The sequence below is a fragment of the Micromonospora kangleipakensis genome, assembly GCF_004217615.1.
In the GTDB taxonomy this organism is placed as follows: Bacteria; Actinomycetota; Actinomycetes; order Mycobacteriales; family Micromonosporaceae; genus Micromonospora; species Micromonospora kangleipakensis.
Window position 1 is genome coordinate 2,216,193 of record NZ_SHLD01000001.1, and the last position, 23,917, is coordinate 2,240,109.

The following is a 23,917-nucleotide window of genomic DNA, read 5'->3' on the forward strand; positions in this document are numbered from 1 at the left end:
GCGCCGACGCCACCGCGTCGCCGGCCGGACGCCGCCCGGTAGGCGCAAACTCCCGGCCACGGTCCGTCTCGCGCCCGCTCTCGGTCGCCATCGTGGCGATCGTCGGCGTCCTGCTGGTGCAGGTGCTTCTCGAAACCTGGGTGCAGGTCCTCAGCGGACCGGGCAGCGAGGACGTCCGGGGCCACGTCGAGAGCGGGGCCGCATGGCTCGAGCAGCTCAGGAACGTTCTCTACCTGGCGCTCGCCGTGATCACGCTGGTGAAGGTCGCCATGGACCGGCAGTGGGCACGGTTCCGTACCGGGGCGGACCTCGCTCTGCTCGTGCTCGGTCTGGTGATGGTGCTGGCCGGTGTCGTCAACGACTCCTCGGTGGGTCTGATCGGCCAAGGGATCCTCGTCTACTTCCGCGGTGTGCTGGTCTTCTACGCATTCCGGGCGGCCGACCTCGACCGCGTCATGATCCGTCGGGTGCTGCTCGTGGCGGCCTTCGTCGTCGGACTCAACGTGCTGCTCGCGCTGATGCAGATGCTGCTGGGTCAGCCGGCATACCGCGCCGTCGGCGTGGCGGACATGGCCTGGGCGGACCAGGGCAGGGCCCAGGGCCTGCAACCCCACCCGGACTACCTCGGACATCTGCTCGGACTCGCCCTGCTCGGCTTCGTCGCCTGGGTGGCGGTGCACCCGCGGGTCCGCTTCGGCTGGTGGGCGGTGGCGGCCCTGGTGGCGCTGGCGCTGTCGGCCAGCCAGTCCGGTGAGTCGCTGCTGGGTGTGCTCGTCGCAGGGACGCTGATCGCCGTCCTCGTGAAGGGGAACCGGCGCCGGGTACTCGGCGTCTGCCTCATCGTGGTGCTCTGTACCGTGGCGCACATCGTCGCGACCACGGACGACCACGCCGGATGGGAACGGCGGCTGGGCAGTGCCTTCTCCGGCAGCTACCACCAGCTCGGCGTCGCAGGCCGGACGAGCCCGCCGGCGACCGGGTCCGCGCCCATGCCCAGTGGAGCCCCGGCCCTGGAGCGGGAGATCCGGGTGCTCGACGTGCAGCAGGCCGCCGACATCCTGCCCCGCCAGCCACTCCTCGGGTTCGGCATCGGCCAGTTCGGCGGCCTCGTCGCCGAGAAGAGCAACCCCGACTGGCACAGGAACCCGAAGTTCGGCCCGGACGTCCTGAGCCCCGCCGGCGTTCCGGCACCGCAGGTTGACTCGTTCTGGCTGCACCTCGTCATGGAGGCCGGCGTCATCGGGCTGATCGCGTACGTGATCTGGCTTTTCTTCGTTGTCCGCCCGCTGCTGCCCCGGACGGCCCGCGGCCCCAGGCGTACCACCCGTACGCCGCCCGTGGCGGCGGTGTGGGGCGTCGCCGCGATGGTCTTCGCCTGCATCGTCGCCACCCTCTCGCCCGCCTTCGAGGGGGCACTTCTGCCGCCCCTGTTCTGGACGATCCTCGGTGTTGCCTGGTGGGCCTGGCGCCGTTCCCGGGAGGAGGAGGCGTCGGTCTACACCGCGGAGACCGCCATGCTGCCGGTCGTCCGCGACCGGTCGGACGTCAGCGACATCGACACCCGAATCCTCGCCACCGACGAGATCCTGGCCCTCGCCCTGCGGGCACGGCGGCGGACCGACGGACGGTGACCACCCGAAGTCACACCGGTAGCTCATCTCTTCGGTGGTAGTGCGGCGATCGGCCGGCTGCGTACAATCCGTCTTGCCATGCGACGGCACGTGACCGGCATGCATCACGCGGAGCACGTCCGCGGCAGGTGGTCGGTACGACCTTGCTGCGGCAGACGCACACGGGGGTGGCGGAAGGTATGGGAGTACCAGGTCAGGTGCCGGGCCAGGACGACGAGGTCGTGCTGACGCCGGCTGGAGCAAGCGTCGACCGTCGATGATGGCCCTTCCCCCCGCCATCCCGGCCGAGTCGCTGGGTGGCGCCGTGCGGCGTCCCCTGCCGTACGGGCACATACCGCCCCTACCGGGAATCGACGCGCCCACCGTCGGTCTGGCCGAGCCGGTCCGCCGCGTTGCACCCGCAATCTCGGTCTGCATCGCCGTCCGCGACCGCCCGGCCCTGCTGGTCAAGTCCGTGCGCAGCATCCTCGCTGGCGGGTTCGCCGACTACGAGGTGGTCATCGTGGACGACGGCTCCTCCGTGCCGGTGCAGGAGGGGCTGGCGGAGGCGGGCCTGCTCGCCGACGAGCGGATCCGGCTGGTACGGCAGCGGCCCTCGGGCATCAGCGCCGCCCGCAACACCGCGCTGAGGGTCGCCCGTGGCCGGTACGTCACCGTTCTCGACTCCGACGACGAGCTTGCCCAGGACGGCCTGAGCCGGATCCACGAGTTCCTCACCCGCACCCGAGCCCGCTGGATCTACACCGACTACGAGGAGCTCGCCAGCGCCTCCGGCCGGGTCATCCGGCTGCCGTCCTACCCGTCCCCCCGGCGGATGCTCTGGTCGGTGCTGATCCGGCCCCGCCTGCCGTTCAAGCACTCGGGGATGACGATGGAGCGGGAGCTGCTGGTCGGGCTCGGCGGGTACGACGAGGGCACCCCCATCAAGGTGGATGTGGAACTGGTACTGCGTGCCCTGGCAAATGGGGTCCACCTGACCCACCTGGCGCACCCCGTGGTGCAGTTCCACCGGCACGGCGGCAACATCAGCCGCAAGCGTCTCGCTGGCCTGGCGGTCTGGTACCGGCTGATCAACACCTACAGCCGCCCACGAATCCCAGGCCTGGCGCTGACCATGGTGTCGGTCCGCGCGGTGAGCGAACTGGGCAAGTCGCTGGTCACTGCTCTCGACAAGTGAGGCCGAACGCCTCGCTCGATTCCGGTCGGAGTTCCTAGCCTGGCCTGCCCGTGCATCCTGCTGCACGACGCACGACCGACCGAAACGCCACTGGTCAGAAGCCCTCTCTCCGCTTAAGGTGCACGTCGCGATCTCCCACGGGGGCTGACGCAGGAAGGACGATCGTGTCTCTGCACACCAGGGTGCCCGCGCAACACTCCGCCCGGCCGGGGGCGGCGGGCCACCACGACGCCGGTGTCATCACACCGTCGAACGGCTTCGCCCGGTCCGCCTTCGGGCGTCCGGCCATCCCCCGGGTGACCTGGCACCGGCCGTACGTCCTCTGGCTGCTCCTGCTCGACCTGCTCGCCGCCCTCGCCGCCAGCCGGACCGCGGTCAGCCTGCTCGAAGAGGCCGATGCCGGATTCCGTGACCCGGCCGCACCCGGCAGGGTCGACGGGGTCTTCGTGCTGGTGGCCAACCTTGGCATCCCGGTTGGATGGCTGTTGCTGCTGGCCGCCTGCGGCGCGTACGACCGCCGGGCGCTGGGCATCGGCACCGAGGAGCTCAAGCGGGTGGTGCGGGCCGACATCGCGATGGCCGCCACCGTGTCCCTGCTGGCGCTCGGCTTCAAGAAGGACCTGTCCCGCTTGACGGTGCTCCTCGTCGTCCTGGCCGCCCTGCTCTACACGCTGCTGGGTCGGTTCGTGGCCCGCTGCGTGCTGCACCATTTGCGCCGGACCGGGCCGCACGCGTCGCAGAAGATCCTGCTGGTGGGGAAGCTCTCCGACGCGCTGGCCCTCTACGACGTGGCCGTCCGCAACCCCGGGGCCGGGCTGCGTCCGATCGCCATCCACCTGCCGCATCATCCGCGCCCCGGCGAGGCGGTCACCGCGCCCGTCCCGGTCTATGTGGGCTGGGAGCTGGTGCCGCTCGTGCAGGAGATCGGCGCGGACACCATCGCCGTCTGCGGGCCGGCCAGCCTGGAGTCGTACGAGCTGCGCAAGCTGGCCTGGCAGATCGAGGGCACGGGCCTGGACCTGGTCGTGGTGCCCCAGGTCACCGACGTCACCGGTCCCCGCATCCACGTCCGCCCGATCGACGGCCTGCCGCTGCTGACCGTGGAGGAACCGACCCTGTCCGGCCTGTCGCTGGTGGCCAAGGCGACACTCGACCGGATCACCGCGCTGGTCGGTCTGATCCTGCTGAGCCCGGTGCTGCTCGGCATCGCGCTCACCATCAAGCTGACCGACCCGGGGCCGGTGATGTTCCGGCAGACCCGCATCGGGCACAAGGGCAAGGCATTCAAGGTCTGGAAGTTCCGCACCATGTACACCGACGCGGAGCAGCGGCTGGAGGCGCTGAAGGAGCAGAACGAGAGCGACGGGCTGCTCTTCAAGATCCGTGACGATCCACGGGTCACCCCGATCGGCAAGCACCTGCGCGCGCTGTCGCTGGACGAGCTGCCTCAGCTGATCAACGTGCTGACCGGCCAGATGTCGCTGGTCGGCCCGCGGCCGCTGCCCACCGACGACGACGACTACCAGGGGGACGTGCGGCGGCGACTGCTGGTCCGCCCCGGCATCACCGGGCTCTGGCAGATCTCCGGCCGGTCCGACCTCAGCTGGGACGACGCGGTGCGCCTGGACCTGCACTACGTCGACAACTGGTCCCTGGCCTACGACCTCGGGATCCTGTGGCGCACGGTGAGCGTGGTGCTGGCCCGGCGCGGCGCCTACTAGACACGTCGGACCCCGGACAGCCCGCCGCCCCGGCCGCCGGCACCTGCCGGCCGCCGGGGCGGCGTACCCGGGTCACTTACGGGCGTACTGCTTGATCTCCTCGACCGCGTCCCGGCGTACCGCGTCGTAGCAGGCATCAACCCGCTCGGGGTCGGCCAGCACCACGCTCTCGCTGCCCCGCCGGCCGGTGCCCTTCGTCGGGCTGGTGAGGAAGGACAGGTTGCTGCCGCGAACCCCGCGCATTTGGTTCGCCATGTCCAGCAACGACATGTTCTTGTCCACCGACACCGAGTTCGACGTCGCCTTGACGAAGGAGTTCAGCTTCGCCGGGTTGGTGAGGATGCCACCGGAGGCGGCCTTGTCCAGGATCGCCTTGATCACCTGCTGCTGGTGCCGGATTCGGGCGAAGTCCCCGTCCGCGAACTGCTTGCGCTGGCGGGAGTAGTCCAGCGCCGCCTCGCCGTCGAGCTGCTGCAGCCCGGCCGTGAAGGAACGGTACGGCGGGTGGATCGAGGTGAACGACTTCTCCACGTTGACCTCCACGCCGCCGAGGGCGTCGATGATGTCCTTGAAGCCGGCGAAGTCGATCATCGCCACGTGGTCGATCCGGACCCCCGTGAACTTCTCCACCGTCTGCACCATGAGCGGGACGCCGGCCCAGGCGAAGGCAGCGTTGATCTTCGCGTCCCGCCCGCCGTGCTGACCGTCCGCCGATCGCGGCACCGGCACCCAGGTGTCCCGGGGGATGGAGATCAGCTGAGCGCTCTTCCGGTCGGCGGGAAGGTGGGCCACGATGATCGTGTCCGTCCGCGACCCCGAGGTCTTCTCCGGGTCACGGGAGTCGCTGCCCAGCATCAGGATGTTCTGTGCGCCCTGGGCCCCGGCCACCGGGCGCCCCTCCTCGGGCACGCCAGCGAAGGCGTCGACCCGATCGATGCCGGACTCGACGGACTTCAGATAGATCCCTCCGGCGACCAGGCCGCCGCCTCCAAGTAGCGCCACCACCAACGCGGTGATCAGGACGATCCGCTTCCACCGGCGCCGGGGTCGTTGCCGCTCACCCGGTTCCAACTGAGACGGACCGTCGACCTGGTCCAGCGGATGGTGAAAAGGCTGAGGATCGACGTACTGACCGCGATACGACATGCCGCGATGCTACTGAGCGCCCGAGCCGCCCGCGTACCCGCTCCGCCGGACGGCCGGGTGGCAAAGAACTTTTCATCGTCAGCGACCCCCTCCGCCTGATAGAACCCTCCCGTGGACGCAACGAAACTCCGGCGGGCCATCGCCCGTACCCCGTTGGCTCCGGTCGCCGCCTTCCCGAAGCGGCTGGCCCGGGTCGCCCGGCACGACGCCAAGGTGCTGCGCACCTCCGCCCGCTGGCTGGTCACCTCGCGTGAGCACCACAACTACACGTACGAGCTGACCAAGCTGAGCCGGCACCACCTCGCCTGGTTCGTCAGCGTCGTCTGCGACGTCCCGGTCAAGCAGGTCCGGGCCTACCTCAACGAGATCGAGACCGACGAGGAGCTGCGCGGGCACATCGAGCGGGCCACCGCCGCCGCGTCCCGCCGCGGCCTGGCCGACAAGCACGTCCGGTACGCCCGTCGGATCGGCTGGTACGCCATCGTCCGCGCCCGCAAGCCCGCACACGTCGTCGAGACCGGCGTGGACAAGGGGCTGGGCAGCTGCGTGCTGGCCGCCGCGCTGCTGCGCAACACCGCCGAGGGGCACCCCGGCCGGCTCACCTCGCTGGACATCAACCCCGAGGCCGGCTACCTGGCCCGGGCGACGCCCTGGGCCGACGTGGTCGACCTGGTGATCGGGGACTCGGTCGCCTCGATCGGCGCGCTGGACCGCCCGGTCGACCTGTTCCTGCACGACAGCGACCACAGCCGGGTGCACGAGAAGAGCGAGTTCGAGGCCGTGGAGGCGAAGCTCGCCCCCGGCGCGATGCTGCTCACCGACAACGTCACCGTCACCAACGTCCTCGCCGAGCACGCCGAACGGACCGGGCGACGCTTCCTCGCCTACCGCGAGACACCGGCCCGGCACTGGTATCCGGGCGACGGGATCGGGGTGGCCTGGTGAGGCTCGCCGCCGTCCACACGTACCCGATCAAGGGCTGCCACCGGCTCGACCACGACGGCGCCCGGGTCGAACCGTGGGGCCTGGCCGGCGACCGGCGCTGGATGGTGCTCGACGAGCACGGCGTCGGCGTCACCCAGCGGGAGGCCACCGAGCTGGTCACCCTGCGCGCCGTCCCGCGCGACGGCGGGCTGGTGCTGCGCGCCCCGGACCGCCCCGACCTGGACGTGCCCGAGCCGGCCACGGCCGAGCCGGTCCTGGTGCGGGTGTTCCGCAGCCGGCTGCCGGTGCCCGCGCTGCCCGCCGGGCCGGCCGCGGACGACTGGCTCGGCGCGCTGCTCGGCCGGCCGGTGCGGCTGGTCTGGTTGGGCGAGCCCACCCGGCACATGAACCCCGGCGAGCGGGACCACGACACCGGCGACCAGGTCAGCTTCGCCGACGAGTACCCGCTGCTGCTGGCCGGCACGGCCTCGCTCGACGCGCTCAACGGCTGGCTGGCCGAGGCGGGCGAGCCGCCGGTGCCGATGGCCCCAACCTGGTGGTCGAGGGGGCCGAGGCCTGGGCGGAGGACGGGTGGGCCGGCCGCCGGCTCCGCGTCGGATCGGCCGTCCTCCGCGCCGCCGGGCCCTGCGACCGCTGCCTGGTCACCACCACCGACCAGGAGACCGGGGTACGCGGCAAGGAGCCGCTGCGCACCCTCGCCCGGCACCGCAACATCGGCCAGAAGCTCCTCTTCGGCCTCCACCTGGTCCCCGACGGGCCGGGTGAGGTGCACGTCGGCGATCCGGTGACCCTGCTCGACTGACCACGTCGCGTGACACCGCCGGCCCGGCCGTCTGCGGTGGTTGACCTGGCGCGCGCCCGCTCCGGCGACCGAGGCCCGGATGTCCGGTGGGGTGTCCTGGTCGCGCGCTACGAAGCTGATGACGTGAACGAATCAGAGCGGGACGCAGGGCGGCGAGCCCCCGTCGACGGTGGCGATTCATCCACGACATCAGCTTCGTAGGACCTTTGGAGCGTCCACCCGCCGGCTTGCCCCACGGCAGAAGGTCCTCCGGCGGGCCGTCGCCCGCCTGCTGCCGAGGCGCACGACGCCAGCGACCGACGGATCGGCCGGGACTCGATGATCACGTCCCGGGAAACCCGGGGCCCGGGCGTCAGGCCGCCGGGCGGTGCAGGTCGAGCCACATGAAGACCTCGTCCCGGTCGTCGCCGGGAGCGAGCCGCAGCGCGCCGGGCAGCCGGCCCACCTCCCGGTAGCCGAGCCGGTCGTAGAACGACTCCAGGCCGAGCCCGCCCCGGACGGTCACGTGCAGCCCCGCCAGGCCCAGTTCATGACCGAGCCGCTCGGCCTCGCGCATCAGCGCGGCGCCGTACCCGTGGCCCTGGGTGTCGGGGTGGACCATCACCCGCTTGAGCACCCGGTAGTGCGTCTTGAGATGGAACCGGTTGTCGCAGATCACCAGGATGCCGACCGGCCGGTCGCCCTCGTAGCCGACCAGCAGCCGGTCCGGCCCGTCGGCGATGTCGGCGAAGGTGGCCTCGGCCATCGGCCGTACCTCGGCCGCGGTCACCGGGGCGACGAAGCCCACCGCGCCGCCGGCGTTGGTGACGTCCACCCAGAGGGAGACGATCTGCTCGCGCAGCGCGGGGGTGAGATCGGGATCCAGTGTGAAACGCAGGCTCACCTGCGACATCCTGCTGGAAGACCGGGGGCGGGCGGCCCCGACAGTGACGTTCATGACACCACCGATGGTGCGGGAGAGGGGTTTCGAACCCCCACGTCCTCTCGGACACAGGCTCCTAAGGCCTGCGCGTCTGCCGTTCCGCCACTCCCGCCGACGCGATGAGTTTAGAGCGTCTCGCGGAGGCGGTGTGTAGTCCCGCCCGCCGCAGGATGTTGGACACCGTCCCATGGCTGACGACGCACTCCCCGGCGGAGGCTGCCTTGACGACGTCAGCGAAATTCCGCGGACCGAGCTCTGGGTTCGCCAGGGCATGACGGATGACGGTCTCGGCGTGCGGGAAGTTCGAGGTTGATCTGAAAGCCTGCGGAGCGATCAGATCCTCCACCTGGTCCACCGGAAGCGGCGGGCGAACTGCGGGCGAGGTCCGATGGGGTGGCTGAGCCTTGGTCGCCCGGAGAACGACCGCTCTTGTTCCGACCGGCGTAGGTATCGGTCTGGCTGTGACAGTTCGGACAGAGTATCCGCAAGTTGGGTGGCCGGTTGTCGAGGAAGTCGCCATTCACGTGATCCACGTGCAGGGTGAGTGCCCGCCCACGCCAGGTCGGTCCGACGCCGCACTCCTCGCACTCCTCTGGGACGCCGATGTCGTGCAGTGCCCATCTCAAACGAGTGCCAGGTGTGCGGCGGAACCCGGTCGGCAGACGTAGCAGCAACTGCGACGAGCTGGTCCGTCGTGGGCCGCGTTGCCCCTTGTTGTGCGCACTGCCGGTGAAGTGCGAGGTGTCGATGCCGAAGCGCTTCAACTGTCGGCTGATGTGCGCGTGCGACCCGCCGCTGATCCGCACACCGAGCGCCCGCATCACCCCGGCAATGCTGTGCTCGCTCGCGGCGGCCTCGGCGAGCACCTCAGGCGTGTACTTGTACCGAACCACACGCGCACCGTAGCGGCGGCGTACGACAGGATCAGTCCAGCCCGAGGTCCCGGCGGAGCTTGGCGACGTGCCCCGTGGCCTTGACGTTGTAGAACGCGCGCTCGATCTTCCCGTCCTCGTCGATGACGAAGGTCGAGCGGATCACGCCGGTGACGGTCTTGCCGTACATCTGCTTCTCGCCGTACGCGCCGTACGCGGTCAGCACCGCCTTGTCGGTGTCGGCGACCAGCGGGAAGGTGATGGCGTCGCGCTCCCGGAACTTGGCCAGCTTCTCCGGCTTGTCGGGGGAGATGCCGACCACCTCGTAGCCGGCGGTCTGGAGGGAGGCGAGCGAGTCGCGGAAGTCGCAGGCCTGCTTGGTGCAGCCGGGGGTCATGGCGGCCGGGTAGGCGTACAGGATGACCTTGCGGCCACGGAGGTCGGCCAGGGAGAGCGTCCCGCCGGTGTCGGTGGGGAGGGTGAACTCGGGCGCGGGGTCGCCGGGATTGAGGCGGTCGGTCATGGCGCAGACGATACCGCCGTCGTGCGACCGGCCGACGGTGGCGACGCGCGGCCGACCGTGATCAACACCATGGCTTGTTGCAAGATATTGGCAACAAAGAGTCGGCGCAAATAAGCTGAGCCCGTCGGTGTGGGCCCGCCCGCCGCGCCCTGGGAGGTCGAGTGGAAACCCTGGCGATGCACATCTCGAACGGGATCATCGACGGTCCCGTCGCCGCGGTCTTCGCCGCCTTCGCGTTCGCCGTGCTCACCCTCTGCGTGCTGCGCGCCCGCCGCGACCTGGACGATCGGCTGGCCCCGATGGCGGGCCTGGTGGCCGCGTTCATCTTCGCCGTGCAGATGCTCAACTTCCCGATCTTCACCGCCGGGGTGAGCGGTCACCTGCTCGGTGGCGCGCTCGCCGCGCTGCTGGTCGGCCCGTGGGTGGGCGCGCTCTGCGTGGCCGTGGTCCTGGTCGTGCAGGCGCTGGTCTTCGGCGACGGCGGGGTGGCCATGCTCGGCCTCAACATCACCAACATGGCGATCCTCGGCACCGTTGCGGCGTACCTGCTGATCGCGCTGCTGCTGCGGGTGCTGCCGCGTACCCCGGCCGGGCTCGGTGTCACCGCGTTCGTGTCGGGCCTGGTCAGCGTGCTCGTCGCCAGTCAGGGCTTCGTCCTGCAGTACTGGCTGGGTGGCACCACCGATCTGGGCGGCAACCTCGCCGGGCTGGCCGGCACGATGGCCGGCGTCCACCTGCTGATCGGCGTCGGCGAGGGCCTGATCACCGCCACCACGGTGGTCACCGTCGCGAAGGTCCGCCCCGACCTGGTGTACGCGCTGCGCGCCCTGAAGCCGGCCGCGCCGGCCGCCGCCGTCCCGGTCGCCGGGGGTGCCCGGTGAGGAAGCGCAACTGGGGCTTCGTCCTCGGCGGCCTGCTGGTCGTCCTGCTGCTCGCCGGGGTGGTCAGCAACTACGCCTCGGCGCACCCGGACGGGCTGGACTCGTCCCTGCTCAAGGGCTGCACGGTGAACGCCGACGGCGAGATCACCGGCGGCAGCTGCCCGGCCCAGCGAACGAGGGACCACGAGCTCGCCGACAGCCCGCTGGCCGACTACGGCATCCGGGGCGTGGACAACCGGTTCCTCTCCACCGGCCTCTCCGGCGTGCTGGGCGTGCTGCTCACCTTCGCCCTCGGCGGCGGCCTCTTCTGGCTGGCCCGCCGGCACGCCCCCGCGGCTTCCGCCGGGTCGGACTCCGCCGGCGCCGGAGCGTCGGGCGACGATCCGGCCGGCGACTCCGACCCGGCCGACGCCGGGCAGCGCGCGGCCCGCGCCGGCTGAGGGGGTACGTCGACATGGGCGCGGGACACGCGCACGTGCTCTACCGCGAGTCCACCTCCCCGGTGCACCGCCTCCCGCCCGAGGTGAAGATCGCCGCGATGGTGCTCTTCACCATCGCCGTGGTCGCCACGCCCCGCGAGGCGTACTGGGCCTTCGGCGGGTACGCGCTGCTGGTCGCCGGTGTGGCGGCGCTGGCCCGGGTGGGCCCGCGCTGGCTGCTCGGCCGGGCGCTGATCGAGCTGCCGTTCGTGCTCTTCGCGTTCGCGCTGCCGTTCCTCGGGACGGGGGAGCGGGTCGAGGTGGCCGGGCTGAGCCTCTCCGTGGACGGCCTGCTGGGCGGCTGGAACATCCTGGCCAAGGGGACGCTGGGCGTACTGGCGTCGCTCCTGCTCGCCGCGACCACGACGACGCGGGACCTGATCGTCGGCCTGGACCGGCTGCGCTGCCCGCAGGTCCTCACCCAGATCGCCACCTTCATGCTGCGCTACCTGGACGTGCTGGTCGGCGAAGCCCGGCGGATGCGGGTGGCCCGGGTCTCCCGGGGCGACGACCCGCGCTTCCTCTGGCAGCTGCGCGGCTTCGCCGCCGGGATCGGCGCGCTGTTCCTGCGTGCGTTCGAGCGCGGCGAGCGGGTCTACCTGGCCATGGTGTCGCGCGGCTACTCGGGCCGGATGCCGGCGGTCTGGCAGGGCGCCGGCGCCGCCACCGCCGGCCAGTGGGCGGCCGCCGCGACGGTGCCGCTGGCGGCCGCCGCGATCGCCGCCGCCGCGGTCGTGCTGACATGATCGGGTACGTGCAGACGGCTCCCTCCCTGGACGCGCGCGGCGTCCGGTACGCGTATCCGGACGGTCACGTCGCCCTGCACGGGGTCGACCTGACCGTGCCGCGCGGGGACCGGGTGGCGCTGCTCGGCCCGAACGGCGCCGGCAAGACCACCCTGGTGCTGCACCTCAACGGCATCCTCACCGCGACCGAGGGGACGGTCAGCGTCGGCGGGCTCACGGTCAGCCGGGACCGGGACACCCTCGCCGAGATCCGCCGCCGGGTGGGCATCGTCTTCCAGGACCCGGACGACCAGCTCTTCCTGCCCACGGTCGCCGAGGACGTCGCGTTCGGCCCGGCCAACCTGGGGCTGCGCGGGGCGGAGCTGGCCGCCCGGGTCGACGAGGCGCTCGCCGCGGTCGGGATGAGCGAGCACCGGGACCGGGCGCCGCACCACCTCTCCTTCGGTCAGCGCCGCCGGGTGGCGGTGGCCACCGTGCTCGCCATGCGCCCGGAGATCCTGGTCCTCGACGAGCCGTCGTCCAACCTCGATCCGGCCGCCCGGCGGGAGCTGGCGGAGATCCTGCGGGCCCTCCCGGTGACCCTCCTGATGGTCACCCACGACCTGCCGTACGCGGCGGAGCTCTGCGACCGCTCGGTGATCCTGGACGCCGGCCGCATCGTCGCCGACGCCCCCACCATCGACCTCCTCACCAACGAGCCCCTCCTAGCCCGCCACCGCCTGGAACTCCCCTACGGCTTCACCCCCCGCCCCTCCTGACCCCGCCCGCCCCTGCCCCGTCTCCTTCCCGCGATCTTGCACTTTGTGCCCGGATATCGGGGACGTAAGCCGCATGTCGTGGGCCCCAAGTGCAAGATCGCCGCAGCGGGAGGGGAGGGGATCGGTCAGCGGGGGACGGGGGTGGGGGTGCGGGCGTGGCGGGCGGCGGCGTGCAGGCGGAGGATGCCGGCGCCGAGCGCGCCGGCGCCGGTGGCGAGGATGAGCACCACGAGCACCCGGGCCGCGGTGGCCGGCCACACCACCGGCACCACGGAGCGGGAGAGGACGGCGACGTTGGCGAAGCCGGCGAAGATCGTCAGGCACGCCCCGGCGAGGGCGAGCGCGAAGTCGGCGGCCTCCCGGCGGGCCAGCGCGTACCCGCCGGCGGCGACGGCGCCGAGCCCGGTGAGCAGCGTCCAGATCTGGCCGTTGACCAGGCCGAGCAGAATCCCGCCGAGCCCGTCGGCTCCGGCGTCCAGTTCCCGGCCGACGGTGAACGCCACCGTGGCCAGCCCGCCGAGGGCGAGCAGGGCGCCCACCGCGCGCAGCGCCCGTACGCCGGTGGCGGTGCCGGCCGGCGCGAGCCCGGCCGCCGCGATGGCGAGGAAAGCGAGGGTGGTGGCGACCCACCAGGGGTACGCGTCCGGCGGCGGCACCCAGTCCAGGGTGCCGCGGACCTCGACGGTCTGGTCGCCGTCGCGCAGCGGGACCACCCAGTCCCGGACCCGATGCGGGCGCCCCGGGTCGGCCCTCACCTGCGCGGGCGGCGACGACTCGAGCCAGAGCGCCCGCTGGTCGTGCCAGCGCACCGACTGCCCCCGGTCGACCCGCTGCCAGGTCGGGGTGGCGGCCGGGTCGGCCTCGGGCGGGAGGCTGGTGTCGCCGGCGATGGTCCGGTTGAGGTACGTGGCCGGGGAGCGGCTGTTCTCGTACACCCCGCCCGGTCCCACCCGCAGGTACGGCTCGCCGGAGTAGCCGAGCACCTCGACGTCCCGCCCGGTGCGGTTGATCAGTTCCAGCCGGGCGCCCGCCTCGACGACCCGGACGGTGAGCCCGGGCCGGGCGGGGGCGAGCGCGGTGGCCGCAGCCCGGTAGTCCGTGCCGTCGGGGGCGTCCGCGCCGTGCGCGGCGGCCGGCGCGGCCAGGGCGAGGAGGGCGGCGAGCGCGGCCATGACGACCACCGCCGCCCGCCGCAGCCGTACGAGGATCACTTGCCGGCCGCCGCCACCGCCGCGGTGATCCCCTCCGGGGAGCGATCCTCGACGTCCCTACCGTTGACCTTGATGGTCGGGGTGCCGGTGACCCCGGCCTTGCTCGCCTCGTCGGTGACGTGCTCCGTCCACGGCTTGTACGTGCCGTCCTTCACGCAGGAGCCGAAGTCGTCGCGGTTCAGCCCGACGCCCGCGCCGATGTCGATCAGCTCGTCGTTGCTGAGCCCGGCGCTGCCCTCGGCCGGCTGCCTGGCGAAGAGCGCGTCGGTGAACTCCTTGAACTTCCCGCCCTTGGCGGCGCAGCCGGCGGCGGCCGACGAGCGGGTGGAGTACTCGGTGGTGGAGAAGCGGTTCAGGAAGGCCACCGGGTGGAAGACCACCTTGGCCTTGCCCTCGCTGATCAGCTGGTCGATCGTCGGGCCGCTGGTCTGCTGGAACTGCTTGCAGGCCGGGCAGAGGTAGTCCTCGTAGAGGTCGATGGTGACCGGCCCGCTGCCGAGGACGACGCCGGTGCCCGCGTCGTTGGCGCCGGGCGGGGCGGTGAAGGTGTCGGACTGCTGGCTCCGGAAGACCGACCAGCCGATCAGGCCGGCGATCACCAGCACCGCCACGGCGGCGATCGACGTCCAGAGCGTCCGCCGGCGTCGCTTCTCCCGGGCGATCTGCTCGCGGACCACCCGGGCCGCGTCCTTGCGGTCCTTGCGACTACTCATCCTCGTCCTCCACGGGAGGTTCGCCCGCCAGCCAGCCGTCGACCGAGACGGGGGTGCGGGGCCAGATCAGCAGGAATCCGGCCAGCGCCAGGAATCCCAGGTCCCGGAGGATCTCCGGGAGGTAGCTCGGGGCCCGCCCGGCGGCGAGCTGGCCGCCGCTGCCGAAGCACCCGCAGTCGATGGCCAGGCCGCGGCTCCAGGCCGAGGCGATGCCGGTGATGAAGACCACCAGCAGCGCCGCGGAGATCCCGGCGGCCAGTCGGGTGGCCAGCCCGATCAGCAGCAGCACGCCGAGTGCCAGCTCCACGAAGGGCAGCGCGGCGCCGATCACGGTCGCCGCGTCGTATGGCATGACCTGGTAGGCGTTGACGGCCCGGCCGGAGGCGGCCAGGTCGTCGACCTTCGCGCCGCCGGCGATCAGCCAGACGGCGGCCAGCCCGAGTCGGGCGGCGGTGCCGAGCCAGGGTCGGACGGCGGGCCAGCGGGCGGCCCGGGTGCTCGGTGCGGTCACGGTCATTTGTCGTCCCGGATCCGAGGAAAGTTCCGCGTCATCCGGCGAGCGCGTCGCCGACGGCCTCGACCAGGTCGCAGCGGGCCCGGGCGACGCGGGAACGGATGGTGCCCACCGGCACTCCCGCCACGGCGGCGGCCTCGGCGTACGACAGGCCGAGCAGCTGGGTGAGCACGAAAGCCTCGCGCCGGTCGGCGGGGAGGCGGCGGACCAGGTCGGTGGCGCCGAGGTGCCCGGCCGGGTCGGGGTACGGCCGGTCGGTGTGGGCGTGCGCGGCGAGCCGTTCGTCGAGCCGGCGGCGGCGCACCACGGTACGCAGGTGGTCGGCGCAGGCGCGGCGGGCGATGCCCAGCAGCCAGGTACGCGCGCTGGAGCGGCCCTCGAACCCGGGCAGCGCGCGGAACGCCCGCAGGTACGTCTCCTGGGTGAGGTCGTCGGCGCTGTCCGCGTCGACCAGCGCGGCGGCGAACCGCCACACCTCGGCCTGGGTGGCCCGGACGAAGGCGGCCTGCGCGACCCGGTCGCCCTCCCGGGCGGCCAGCGCCCACTCCGTCGCCGCGTCCCGCGCGGCCTCGCCGGGCGCCTCGGGGCGGCCGGCGGTGGTGTCGCGCGGGGCGGGGATCACGACAGACGAGGTTACGCGGCGTACCTGGGTGGGGCAGGGCCCTTCGGCCCTTTCTATGGCTCGGGCCACGTCGGGAACTTTTCCGGCCCCGCCCCCGACTACCTCCTTATGAACTGCGACGACGTACGCGTGGCGCTGTCGGCGCGGCTGGACGGCGAGGACCCGCAGGCGCCGGCGGCGGCGCTGGAGGCGCACACCGACGCCTGCCCCGGGTGCCGCTCCTGGCTGGCGCGCGCCGAACGGGTGACCCGGCTCACCCGGCTCCAGGCGGTCGACGTACCCGATCTGACCGCCCCCGTGCTGGCCGCGGTCGCGGCGGACCGGGCCGCGGCGCGGGACGACGCCGCCGCCACCGTGCGGGCCCGGCGCCAGGTGCTGCGGGTGGCCGTGGCGGTGGCGGCGGTGGCGCAGCTCGCCATCGCGCTGCCGATCCTGCTCGCCGGCTTCGGTGTGGAGGCCGACCCGCACACCAGCCGCGAGATGGCCTCCTTCGACGCGGCCCTCGCGGTCGGGTTCGCGCTGGCCGCCTGGCGGCCGGAGCGGGCCCGGGCGTTCCTGCCGGTGGCGCTGGTGCTCGCGGCCTGCCTGGCCGGCACCAGCGCGGTGGACGTCGCCCGGTCGAGCACGGCGCTGGTGCACGAGCTGGGCCACCTGTCCGCCGTGGTGCAGGCGGGCCTGCTCTGGGCGTTGGGCCGGGTCAGCGGGGAGCCGCAACGCCGGCTGCCCACCTCGCTCGCGCCGGGGCGCGGGTGAGGCCGGGTCGCCGCGCACGGGCCCGGTCGGCGAGCATGATGGTCATGACTGCTGCCGTACGCCGCCGGCCCAAGGCCGTCGCCGACCGTCGATGGGCCGCCCGGGTGGGTGCCGCCGCCGGTCTGCTGGTTGCCCTCGTCGTCCTGCTGCTCGCCCCGGCCACCCCGGCGAGCGCCCACGCCGTGCTGGTCAGCAGCAGCCCGGCGGCCTCGGCGGTGGTGCCGAGCGGGCCCGCCGAGGTGGCGCTGACCTTCAGCGAGGGGGTCCGCAAGGTGCCCGGCAAGATCCGGGTCATCGCGCCGGACGGCTCCCGGGCCGACCGGGGTGAGCCGTCCTTCTCCGGCGCGGTGGTGACGATCCCGGTCGACCCCTCCGGCGCCCGGGGCACCTACCTGGTGAGCTACCGGGTGATCTCCGCCGACAGCCACCCGGTCTCCGGAGCGTTCACCTACTCGGTGGGCGCGCCGTCGCCGCCGCCCGTCGACACCGGCTCGGACAACCGCGCCGACCCGGTGGTGGGGACCGCGGTGAAGGTGGCGAAGTACCTCGGCTACGCGGGGCTGCTGCTGCTGGTCGGCCCGGCGCTGGTGCTGGCCGCGCTCTGGCCGCGTCGGCTGCCCCGGCGCGGACCGGCCCGGCTGGCCTGGGCGGGGCTGGGTCTGCTGGTCCTGGCCACCGTCGCCGACCTGTGGCTGCAGGTGCCGTACACGGCGGGTGGCGGGCTCTTCGACGTGACCGGTTCGGGCCTGGGCGACGTGCTGGGCAGCGCCTTCGGCACCGCCCACCTGGTCCGGCTGGGGCTGCTCGCCGCGGCGGCGTTCCTGCTCCGGCCGCTCTTCGCCGGGCCGGTCGGCCGGACCGACGGCATCATCCTGGCCGTCCTCGGCGGGGCGGCGCTGTTCACCTGGCCGCTGGCCGGCCACCCGGCCGCCTCGCCCGCGCCGGCCGTCTCCGTGGTGGTGGACGCGGTGCACCTGGGCAGCATGGCGGTCTGGCTGGGCGGCCTGGTGATGCTCGCGGTCTTCCTGCTGCCCCGGGCCGACGAACGCGAGCTCGGGGCGATCCTGCCTATCTGGTCCCGCTGGGCGGCCCTCGCCGTGGCGGCGCTGCTGCTCGCCGGCACCGTGCAGGGGCTGATCGAGGTGGCCACCCCGAAGGCCCTGGTGGACACCACGTACGGGCGGCTGCTGCTCGCCAAGATCCTGCTGTTCGCGCTGGTGGTCGGGGTGGCGGCGTACTCCCGCTCGCTGGTGCGGCGGCGGACCGCGGCGCAGCGCCCGGGGCGGATGCGCCGGGTGATCTGGGTGGAGCTGGCGATCACGGCGGTGGTGCTCGGCGTCTCGGCGACCCTGGTGCAGACCACCCCGGCCCGGACCGCCGCCACCGACGTGGCCGGTACGCCCACCGGCTACTTCTCCACCACCCTGTCCAGTCCGGTCGCCTCGGTCCAGGTGGAGCTGGACCCGGCCGAGCGGGGCAACAACTCCGTACACCTCTACGCGTACACGAAGGACAACCGGCCGCAGCCGGTGCAGGAGTGGAAGGCGACCGCCGCCCTGCCGTCGGCGGGGATCGAGCCGATCGAGATCCCGCTGCTGCCGCTGACCGACAACCACACGACCGGGGAGATCAACCTCCCGGCCGCAGGGGAGTGGCAGCTCCGCATCACCGTTCGCACGACCGAGATCGACCAGGCCACGGTGACCGCCACCGTGCCGATCAAGTAACGGAAGGCTCTCAGACACATGATCCGTCTCCGGCGTCCCGTAACCGCCGCCGCGCTCGCGCTCACCGCCGTCGCCACCGCCGTGCTCGGCCTCGCCGGGCCCGCCTCGGCGCACGTCACGGTCAACCCGAAGGAGGCGCCCCAGGGCGGCTACGGCCGGTTCGCGTTCCGGGTGCCGAACGAGAGCGACACCGCCTCGACCACGAAGGTCGAGGTGACGCTGCCGGAGAACGCCCCGGTCGGCTCGGTCTCCACCATGCCGGTGCCGGGCTGGACGGTGGCGGTGGAGAAGCGCAAGGTCGACCCGCCGATCGACGTGCACGGCAGCCAGCTCACCGAGGCCGTCGCCAAGCTGACCTGGACGGCCGCGGCGAACGCCGGGGTCAAGCCGGGCGAGTTCCAGGAGTTCCCGGTCTCGATGGGCCCGCTGCCGCAGGTCGACCGGATGGTGTTCAAGGTGCTCCAGACCTACTCGGACGGCAACGTCGCCCGCTGGATCGAGGAGCCGACGCCGGGCGGGGAGGAGCCGGAGAACCCGGCCCCGGTGCTCACCCTGACCGCCGCCTCGCCGTCCGCAGCGCCGAGCGGAAGCGCGGGCGCGGCCGCCCCGGCCGGTGACGACGACTCCGACGACGACTCCGACGGCGCCGGCACCGCGCTCGGCGTCGCCGGTCTGGTGGCCGGGTTGGCCGGTCTGATCCTGGGTGGCCTGGCCTTCCTGCGGACCCGACGGGAGCCCACGCCCAAGGCCTGAGCCGCGTCGTTGTGGTGGCCCGTCGGATCTTCCGGCGGGCCACCGGCCTTTCTGCGGTCCCTGGGATGCTTGCCGTGGATATCCGGTGATTGTGCGGTTCGCGTCGGTAAGGTCGGCCGGGTAGTTGGCTACCGAGGGGGACGACGCGAATGCGATTCGTGCGAACGATCGCCGGCATGCTGCTGTTGACCATGGGAATTCCGGCGCTCCTGGCCGGCGGGGGCCTCTGGACCGTCGCCCGGCACGCCGAGCCCGACGGTGGCTTCGCCGCCCGCCTCGAGACGGCCCGCACCCCCGGCCAGGCGATCGTGGTCACCGACGTGGACGGTCTGCTGCGCGCCGAGGCGCCGTTCGTCCGGACCGGGCAGGCCCGGCTCCGGCTGACCGCCCGGACCGCCGACGGCCCGGCCTTCCTCGGCCTGGCGCCCAGCGACCAGGTGCGGCGTTGGCTCGACCCCGTCCCGCACGCCACCGTCGGCCGGGTCGCGCTGGCCCGGGGTCCGCTGCCGGTCCGGCTCGACCCGGCCGGACCGGCCGCCGCCGGCACCGTCGCCGCCGCCCCGCTCGACCAGGACTTCTGGGTACGCGAGGGGATCGGCGCGCTGGAGTGGGGCCCCGGCGAGCTGGCCGGTCGGTCGCTGAGCCTGGTGGTGATGCGCCCCGACGGCCGGGCCGACCTCGCCCTGGAGGTGCGCGCCGAGCTGCGCGCGGGGTGGTTCCCGGGCGCGATGTGGGGGCTGCTCGCCGGCGGGATCCTGCTGGTGGTGCTGGCCGTGGCGCTGCTGCTGCGCCCGGTCCGCCCGCGCGAGGTGGTCTTCGTGGTCGAGCCGGACCAGGTCCCGGTGCTCGCCGGCCGGCTCGGCGTGACCTCGCTCAGCGGCCTAGGCGCGCAGAAGACCGCCGAGGGGCGACCGCCGTTGGCCGACCGGCAACTGGTCTCGGTCGGCCCGGCCCACGCCGGGCGCTCCCGGGCCGCGATCGGCCCGGTCCCCGCCCGCCGGCCGGAGACCCTCGCCGACTCGCCGGCCAGTCCGGGCATGACGACGACCTGGTCCTGGCCGCCCGCCACCGAGCAGACGGAACGCCCGGTTCCGGCGGACCGCCCGGGCCGGCCGGCGCCACCCAAGGCCCCCGGCGCCGCCGGCTGAGGGCCGCCGGAACGACGGATGGCCCTCCGCGCTGCCGACGCGGAGGGCCACCGTCACCGGGGGATCGGTGCTACCTAAGAGAAACTTGAGGTAGTTGGGACCAGATTAACGCCGAACACGGCCGGTCGGTACGTCCTGTCCATTTGGTGCAAGTTTCAGCGTGCAGCCGGCGATGCGGCGGACCGACGCGTGGGCCGAGCCGGCAGCACCACCAACAACAGCAGGCTGAGCAGCACATACGCGTTGCGGGCGACGAACTCGCCGAGGTTGTCGGTCCGCGCCGGGGCGACGCCCCAGTCCTGGAAGGACACCACCCCGTAGATGATCACGAACGCGGTGCCGATCGCCAGGGTGAGCAGCCAGCGGCGCTGCCGGACCCCCTCGGCCGTGCCCCGGTCCATGTCCAGGGCGGCGCCGACCAGCACCACCACCGCCGGGATGAACCAATACAGGTGGTGGGTCCAGGTGATCGGGCTGACCAGCCCGCCGACCAGCCCGGTCAGGGTAAGGCCGGCGAGCGCGTCGCCGGCCCGGGCGGCGCGGGCGGCCCGCCACAGCCCGTACCCGGCGACCACAACGACCAGCAGCAGCCACGGGATCTGGCTCGGCTTCTCCGGCGCGGTGATCCGGCTGAGCAGGCCGAAGAGCGATTGGTTGCCGGTGTAGTCGGTGCGCCCCACCCGGTCGGTCGCCCAGAGCTCGTGGGTCCAGAACCGCCACGAGTCGGCCGGCGCGACCGCCGCCGCCAGCAGGGTGGCAACCGTCGCGGTCGCGGCGGCCACCGCCGCCGCCCGCCAGCGCCGGGTGGCCAGCAGGTAGAGGATGAAGATGCCCGGGAAGAGCTTCAGCGCCGTCGCCAGCCCCACGCCCACGCCGGCCCAGCGCCGCCCCTGCGGTACGGCGAACAGCAGGTCGGCCAGGATCAGCACCACCAGCAGCATGTTGATCTGACCGAAGGTGATCGTCTCCCGGGTGCTCTCCACGGCGAAGATCAGCAGGACGGCGACCGTGAGGCTGAACAGCCGCGGCAGGTGGTGCCGCTCCACGACCGGCAGCACCAGCCAGCGCGTCGTCACCATCACGCCGATCCCGGTGAGGATCGTGAAGATCGCCACCGTTGCGCCGAGCGGCAGCAGCGCGAACGGCCGCAGCAGCAACGCGCTCAACGGCGGGTAGGTGAAGTAGAGCGCGCCCTGCACCCGGTCCGGCTGGACGTAGTCGTAGAGCGGATGGCCGGCCGCCCACCAGTCCATCGCCCGCATGTAGATCTTCAGGTCGAAGAAGTCGTGCACCAGCCCCGGCAGGTACAGCGCCGGCAGCACCGCCGCGAGCGCTACCACCGTGACGAGCCGGCGGACCGTGCGACCGCCCGGGTCGTCCTCGGTGACGGCGGGCGGCGCGACGGGTTCGGCTGGCACGGAGAAACCCTAGTGCGGTTTCCACTGACGTTCACCGGGTGTCCGGTAGGTGTCGCGGATCCTCGCCTGTTGGGCGAGCGACTCCCCACCGATAGGTGGGGTGGGCCACCGCGGGCCAACTGACCCTCGCGCCGCCAGGGGTGGGCGGCGGGGGTCACGTCGGGACCGGCCGGCACCGGGCAGGTGCCGGCCGGCTCGACGGTGCGTGACCACCTGCGGCAGCACAACGGCTGCCGGGGTGGTGGATCCGCCGCCCGGAACACGGGTGGCGATGCTGGCGGCCGCGACCAGGTCGCGGTGCCCGGAGAATGCGCAGTGCGGGCAGGACAAGGTCCGCCCACGAGGCTTCGGCACCCGCCCGCGGCAGGCGGGGCAGGTCGACGAGGTGCCGCGTTCGTCGACCAGCCGAACGGTGATCCCGGCGAGGGTGGCCTTGTCGGTGAGGACCTGCAGGAGCCGGCCGATCTGCCACTGCCGCAGCCGCAGGTTGTGCCGCCCAGCAGGAATAGCGAGCACCCCGCGGGGGTCACCGACGTGCAGCACACCGACCCGCTGCCGCACCGCCCAGGAGACGACCGTGCGGGCGGCTTCGTGCTGGGCCTGACGGACCCTGCGCCGGTGCCGGCCCTCCACCAGGCGTGTCCGGCGGCGGTACTGCCGCCACCGCCGGGATCCCTTCTGGCCAGGCTTCGGCGCCCTGTGGGCGACGGCACGGCGGCGGGATTTGGTGTCGGCCAGGTGCATGCGGTGCTCGGCGCGGATCGCCCGCCCGGACACCAGCAACCCTTCGCCGTCCGGGCCGGCCACCGCGTACGGGTGGATGATCCCCAGGTCCACCCCGGCCACCCGGGCCGGGTCCGGCTCCTCGCCGGGCGGGTAGACGGTCACCGGCACCTCGGCGGTCACGGCGAGGAACAGACGCCCGCCCTCACACAGCAGGGTGACCGAGCGGACCTGTTCGGCCGGATACGGCACCTCCCGCGCCAGACGCACCCACAACGGCGACGTGCCTCTGGCGGTCGGGATCCGCACCCGGCACCCGTCGACCGTGAACGTGCCGTGATACCAGCGCACCGACACCAGCCCTCGCCGGCGACGGGGGAACCGCGCCGACAGGTCACCGGCGCTGCGGCGTTTCGCCGCCGCGAACCACGCATCGGAGAACCGGCGCAACACCGACCGGGCGCCGGTGGTGTCCAGTTCGGCGAACGTGCCCGGCCCGGATGCGGCCAACTCCCGGCACAGCTGTTGATAGGCGACCAGCGGCGCGTCGTGGCGGCGGCGCCGCCACGCGTTGGCCTCCAGCACACACGGCCACACATCACCGGCCGAGCGCAGCAGCCCGAAGCGCGGCCGTCGCTGGCCGGGCGTCACCCGCAACGCGACGCATGCGGTGCGATGCACGACGCGCGGGCCGGCGGGACCCGATGGCGAGGCACGAACCGTGGCCAACACCACCCGTACGACACTTTCCTCAAACCCCGACCAGCCCTGCCAACGTTGGCGGACGCCGCACGAGCGGTCCGTTCCGGCCACGGTGCCGAGGCGCGGGCAGATGGGCTGCGCGTAGTCTAGTGCGGTGGCTGATCTTCTCGTCTGGATCGACTGTGAGATGACCGGGCTGGACCTCGGGCGCGACGCGCTGATCGAGGTCGCGGCGCTCGTCACCGACCCCGACCTGAACGTGCTGGGTGAGGGCGTCGACGTGGTCATCCACGCCGACGAGGCGGCACTGGACGGGATGCCGGAGATCGTCCGCACGATGCACGGCAAGTCCGGGCTGACCGAGGAGGTCAGGCGCTCCGCCGTCACCCTGGCCGAGGCCGAGGACATGGTGCTCGACTACGTCACCACGCACGTGAAGGACCAGCGCAACGCGCCGCTCTGCGGCAACTCGATCGCCACCGACCGGGGCTTCATCGCCCGGGACATGCCGCGCCTCGACGCCCACCTGCACTACCGCATGATCGACGTCTCCTCGATCAAGGAGCTCTGCCGGCGCTGGTACCCGCGGGTGTACTTCGGGCAGCCGCAGAAGGGGCTGGCCCACCGGGCCCTCGCCGACATCCGGGAGAGCATCCGCGAGCTGGAGTACTACCGGCGGACGATCTTCGTACCGCTGCCGGGGCCGGACGTGGAGAGCGCCAAGGCCGTCGCCGCCCAGCTCTGACCGGTCCGCCCCCGGCGGCCCCGGCGCGCGGGGCGCTTCCGGCGGTCGGGCCGGAACCCGGTGGACGCGGCCGGCACGGGTGTGGCTATTATTAGTCCGCGCCCCGCCCGGGTCGACCGGCGCGGAGAGCATGGTGGCTGTAGCTCAGTTGGCAGAGCACCGGGTTGTGGTCCCGGTTGTCGTGGGTTCAATTCCCATCAGTCACCCGGTTACGGAAGCCCCCTCCCTCGGGAGGGGGCTTCCGTCACTCTGCCGCCGTGCCCCGCAGCCGCCGTGCCCGGCGTC

The 23,917-nt window shown here is 73.0% G+C and carries 23 protein-coding genes, 2 tRNA genes and 1 pseudogene; 15 read left to right on the forward strand and 11 right to left on the reverse strand.

Features of this window, described 5'->3' with window-relative positions:
- Positions 1-92 precede the first annotated feature (92 nt).
- The 3 genes from EV384_RS10765 (at position 93) to EV384_RS10775 (ending at position 4,529) form a co-directional block, all read left to right on the forward strand.
- A complete protein-coding gene (locus tag EV384_RS10765) occupies positions 93-1,631 on the forward strand; it encodes an O-antigen ligase family protein (RefSeq protein WP_165439915.1) in 1,539 nt (512 codons plus the stop codon).
- Between the two features lie 259 nt (positions 1,632-1,890).
- Positions 1,891-2,808, forward strand: coding sequence for a glycosyltransferase family 2 protein (locus EV384_RS10770; RefSeq protein ID WP_207232290.1), 918 nt, complete (start codon positions 1,891-1,893; stop codon positions 2,806-2,808).
- Positions 2,809-3,095: 287 nt separating this feature from the next.
- The gene (locus tag EV384_RS10775) at positions 3,096-4,529 is read left to right on the forward strand and encodes a sugar transferase (RefSeq protein ID WP_242624456.1); all 1,434 of its coding nucleotides are present in this window, start codon (positions 3,096-3,098) and stop codon (positions 4,527-4,529) included.
- A gap of 72 nt (positions 4,530-4,601) precedes the next feature.
- Here the strand turns inward: EV384_RS10775 and EV384_RS10780 are convergent, their stop codons facing one another.
- Positions 4,602-5,675 carry an LCP family protein gene (locus EV384_RS10780; protein WP_130332533.1) on the reverse strand — a complete coding sequence of 358 codons (1,074 nt, stop codon included), beginning with the start codon at positions 5,673-5,675 and terminating at the stop codon, positions 4,602-4,604.
- Positions 5,676-5,786: 111 nt separating this feature from the next.
- Here EV384_RS10780 and EV384_RS10785 point away from each other — a divergent pair, with 111 nt between their 5' ends.
- Positions 5,787-6,620, forward strand: coding sequence for an O-methyltransferase (locus tag EV384_RS10785; RefSeq protein ID WP_130332535.1), 834 nt, complete (start codon positions 5,787-5,789; stop codon positions 6,618-6,620).
- Positions 6,617-7,422 (forward strand): annotated as a pseudogene (locus EV384_RS10790) (MOSC domain-containing protein). The gene EV384_RS10785 and the pseudogene EV384_RS10790 overlap by 4 nt, the downstream one beginning before the upstream one ends.
- Before the next feature lie 352 nt (positions 7,423-7,774).
- Here the strand turns inward: EV384_RS10790 and EV384_RS10795 are convergent.
- From EV384_RS10795 to bcp, 4 genes are all read right to left on the reverse strand, one after another.
- Positions 7,775-8,314, reverse strand: coding sequence for a GNAT family N-acetyltransferase (locus EV384_RS10795; RefSeq protein ID WP_130340430.1), 540 nt, complete (start codon positions 8,312-8,314; stop codon positions 7,775-7,777).
- Positions 8,315-8,370: 56 nt separating this feature from the next.
- A tRNA-Leu gene (locus tag EV384_RS10800) sits at positions 8,371-8,456 on the reverse strand.
- 118 nt (positions 8,457-8,574) lie between these two features.
- A complete protein-coding gene (locus EV384_RS10805) occupies positions 8,575-9,237 on the reverse strand; it encodes an HNH endonuclease signature motif containing protein (protein ID WP_207232291.1) in 663 nt (220 codons plus the stop codon).
- Positions 9,238-9,268: 31 nt separating this feature from the next.
- On the reverse strand, positions 9,269-9,739 hold the full coding sequence (gene bcp / locus EV384_RS10810) for a thioredoxin-dependent thiol peroxidase (RefSeq protein WP_130332537.1): 471 nt from the start codon (positions 9,737-9,739) through the stop codon (positions 9,269-9,271).
- A 161-nt stretch (positions 9,740-9,900) separates the two neighbouring features.
- Here bcp and EV384_RS10815 point away from each other — a divergent pair, with 161 nt between their 5' ends.
- From EV384_RS10815 to EV384_RS10830, 4 genes are read left to right on the forward strand one after another with little or no spacing between them, the layout of a single operon-like run.
- A complete protein-coding gene (locus tag EV384_RS10815; RefSeq protein ID WP_130332539.1) occupies positions 9,901-10,620 on the forward strand; it encodes an energy-coupling factor ABC transporter permease in 720 nt (239 codons plus the stop codon).
- A complete protein-coding gene (locus EV384_RS10820; protein WP_130332541.1) occupies positions 10,617-11,060 on the forward strand; it encodes a PDGLE domain-containing protein in 444 nt (147 codons plus the stop codon). Before EV384_RS10815 ends, EV384_RS10820 begins: the two co-directional genes overlap by 4 nt.
- A 14-nt stretch (positions 11,061-11,074) precedes the next feature.
- On the forward strand, positions 11,075-11,845 hold the full coding sequence (cbiQ, locus tag EV384_RS10825) for a cobalt ECF transporter T component CbiQ (protein WP_130332543.1): 771 nt from the start codon (positions 11,075-11,077) through the stop codon (positions 11,843-11,845).
- Positions 11,842-12,603 (forward strand): energy-coupling factor ABC transporter ATP-binding protein, encoded by a 762-nt coding sequence (locus EV384_RS10830; RefSeq protein ID WP_130332545.1) that lies wholly within the window; start codon positions 11,842-11,844, stop codon positions 12,601-12,603. The genes cbiQ and EV384_RS10830 overlap by 4 nt, the downstream gene beginning before the upstream one ends.
- A gap of 125 nt (positions 12,604-12,728) precedes the next feature.
- Here EV384_RS10830 and EV384_RS10835 read toward each other — a convergent pair whose 3' ends face one another.
- The 4 genes from EV384_RS10835 to EV384_RS10850 are packed head-to-tail and all read right to left on the reverse strand — an operon-like array spanning position 12,729 to position 15,663.
- On the reverse strand, positions 12,729-13,814 hold the full coding sequence (locus EV384_RS10835) for a hypothetical protein (RefSeq protein WP_242624010.1): 1,086 nt from the start codon (positions 13,812-13,814) through the stop codon (positions 12,729-12,731).
- Entirely contained in the window at positions 13,811-14,527 is a 717-nt protein-coding gene (locus EV384_RS10840) for a DsbA family protein (protein WP_130332547.1), read from the reverse strand. The genes EV384_RS10835 and EV384_RS10840 overlap by 4 nt, the downstream gene beginning before the upstream one ends.
- Entirely contained in the window at positions 14,520-15,044 is a 525-nt protein-coding gene (locus EV384_RS10845; RefSeq protein WP_130332549.1) for a DoxX family protein, read from the reverse strand. The genes EV384_RS10840 and EV384_RS10845 overlap by 8 nt, the downstream gene beginning before the upstream one ends.
- A gap of 31 nt (positions 15,045-15,075) precedes the next feature.
- Positions 15,076-15,663, reverse strand: coding sequence for a sigma-70 family RNA polymerase sigma factor (locus EV384_RS10850; protein WP_130332551.1), 588 nt, complete (start codon positions 15,661-15,663; stop codon positions 15,076-15,078).
- 108 nt (positions 15,664-15,771) lie between these two features.
- On the opposite strand from EV384_RS10850, the gene EV384_RS10855 reads away from it, so the two are divergent.
- From EV384_RS10855 to EV384_RS37210, 4 genes are all read left to right on the forward strand, one after another.
- A complete protein-coding gene (locus EV384_RS10855; protein ID WP_130332553.1) occupies positions 15,772-16,416 on the forward strand; it encodes a zf-HC2 domain-containing protein in 645 nt (214 codons plus the stop codon).
- Between the two features lie 44 nt (positions 16,417-16,460).
- Positions 16,461-18,143 carry a copper resistance CopC/CopD family protein gene (locus EV384_RS10860; RefSeq protein ID WP_130332555.1) on the forward strand — a complete coding sequence of 561 codons (1,683 nt, stop codon included), beginning with the start codon at positions 16,461-16,463 and terminating at the stop codon, positions 18,141-18,143.
- Positions 18,144-18,161: 18 nt separating this feature from the next.
- Positions 18,162-18,896 (forward strand): YcnI family copper-binding membrane protein, encoded by a 735-nt coding sequence (locus EV384_RS10865; protein ID WP_130332557.1) that lies wholly within the window; start codon positions 18,162-18,164, stop codon positions 18,894-18,896.
- Positions 18,897-19,045: 149 nt separating this feature from the next.
- Positions 19,046-20,044: a hypothetical protein gene (locus EV384_RS37210; protein ID WP_130332559.1), complete on the forward strand. Its 999-nt coding sequence runs from the start codon at positions 19,046-19,048 to the stop codon at positions 20,042-20,044.
- A gap of 155 nt (positions 20,045-20,199) precedes the next feature.
- Here EV384_RS37210 and EV384_RS10875 read toward each other — a convergent pair whose 3' ends face one another.
- The gene (locus EV384_RS10875) at positions 20,200-21,462 is read right to left on the reverse strand and encodes a glycosyltransferase 87 family protein (protein ID WP_130332561.1); all 1,263 of its coding nucleotides are present in this window, start codon (positions 21,460-21,462) and stop codon (positions 20,200-20,202) included.
- A 9-nt stretch (positions 21,463-21,471) separates the two neighbouring features.
- Complete coding sequence (locus EV384_RS10880) at positions 21,472-22,866, reverse strand: RNA-guided endonuclease InsQ/TnpB family protein (protein ID WP_165439916.1); 1,395 nt, start codon at positions 22,864-22,866, stop codon at positions 21,472-21,474.
- Between the two features lie 175 nt (positions 22,867-23,041).
- Between EV384_RS10880 and orn the strand changes: the two genes are divergently transcribed.
- Together orn and EV384_RS10890 are read left to right on the forward strand one after the other, a co-directional pair.
- On the forward strand, positions 23,042-23,632 hold the full coding sequence (gene orn / locus EV384_RS10885; protein WP_130332565.1) for an oligoribonuclease: 591 nt from the start codon (positions 23,042-23,044) through the stop codon (positions 23,630-23,632).
- Positions 23,633-23,765: 133 nt separating this feature from the next.
- Positions 23,766-23,838: transfer RNA gene (locus EV384_RS10890), tRNA-His, on the forward strand.
- The last annotated feature ends 79 nt before the right edge of the window (positions 23,839-23,917 follow it).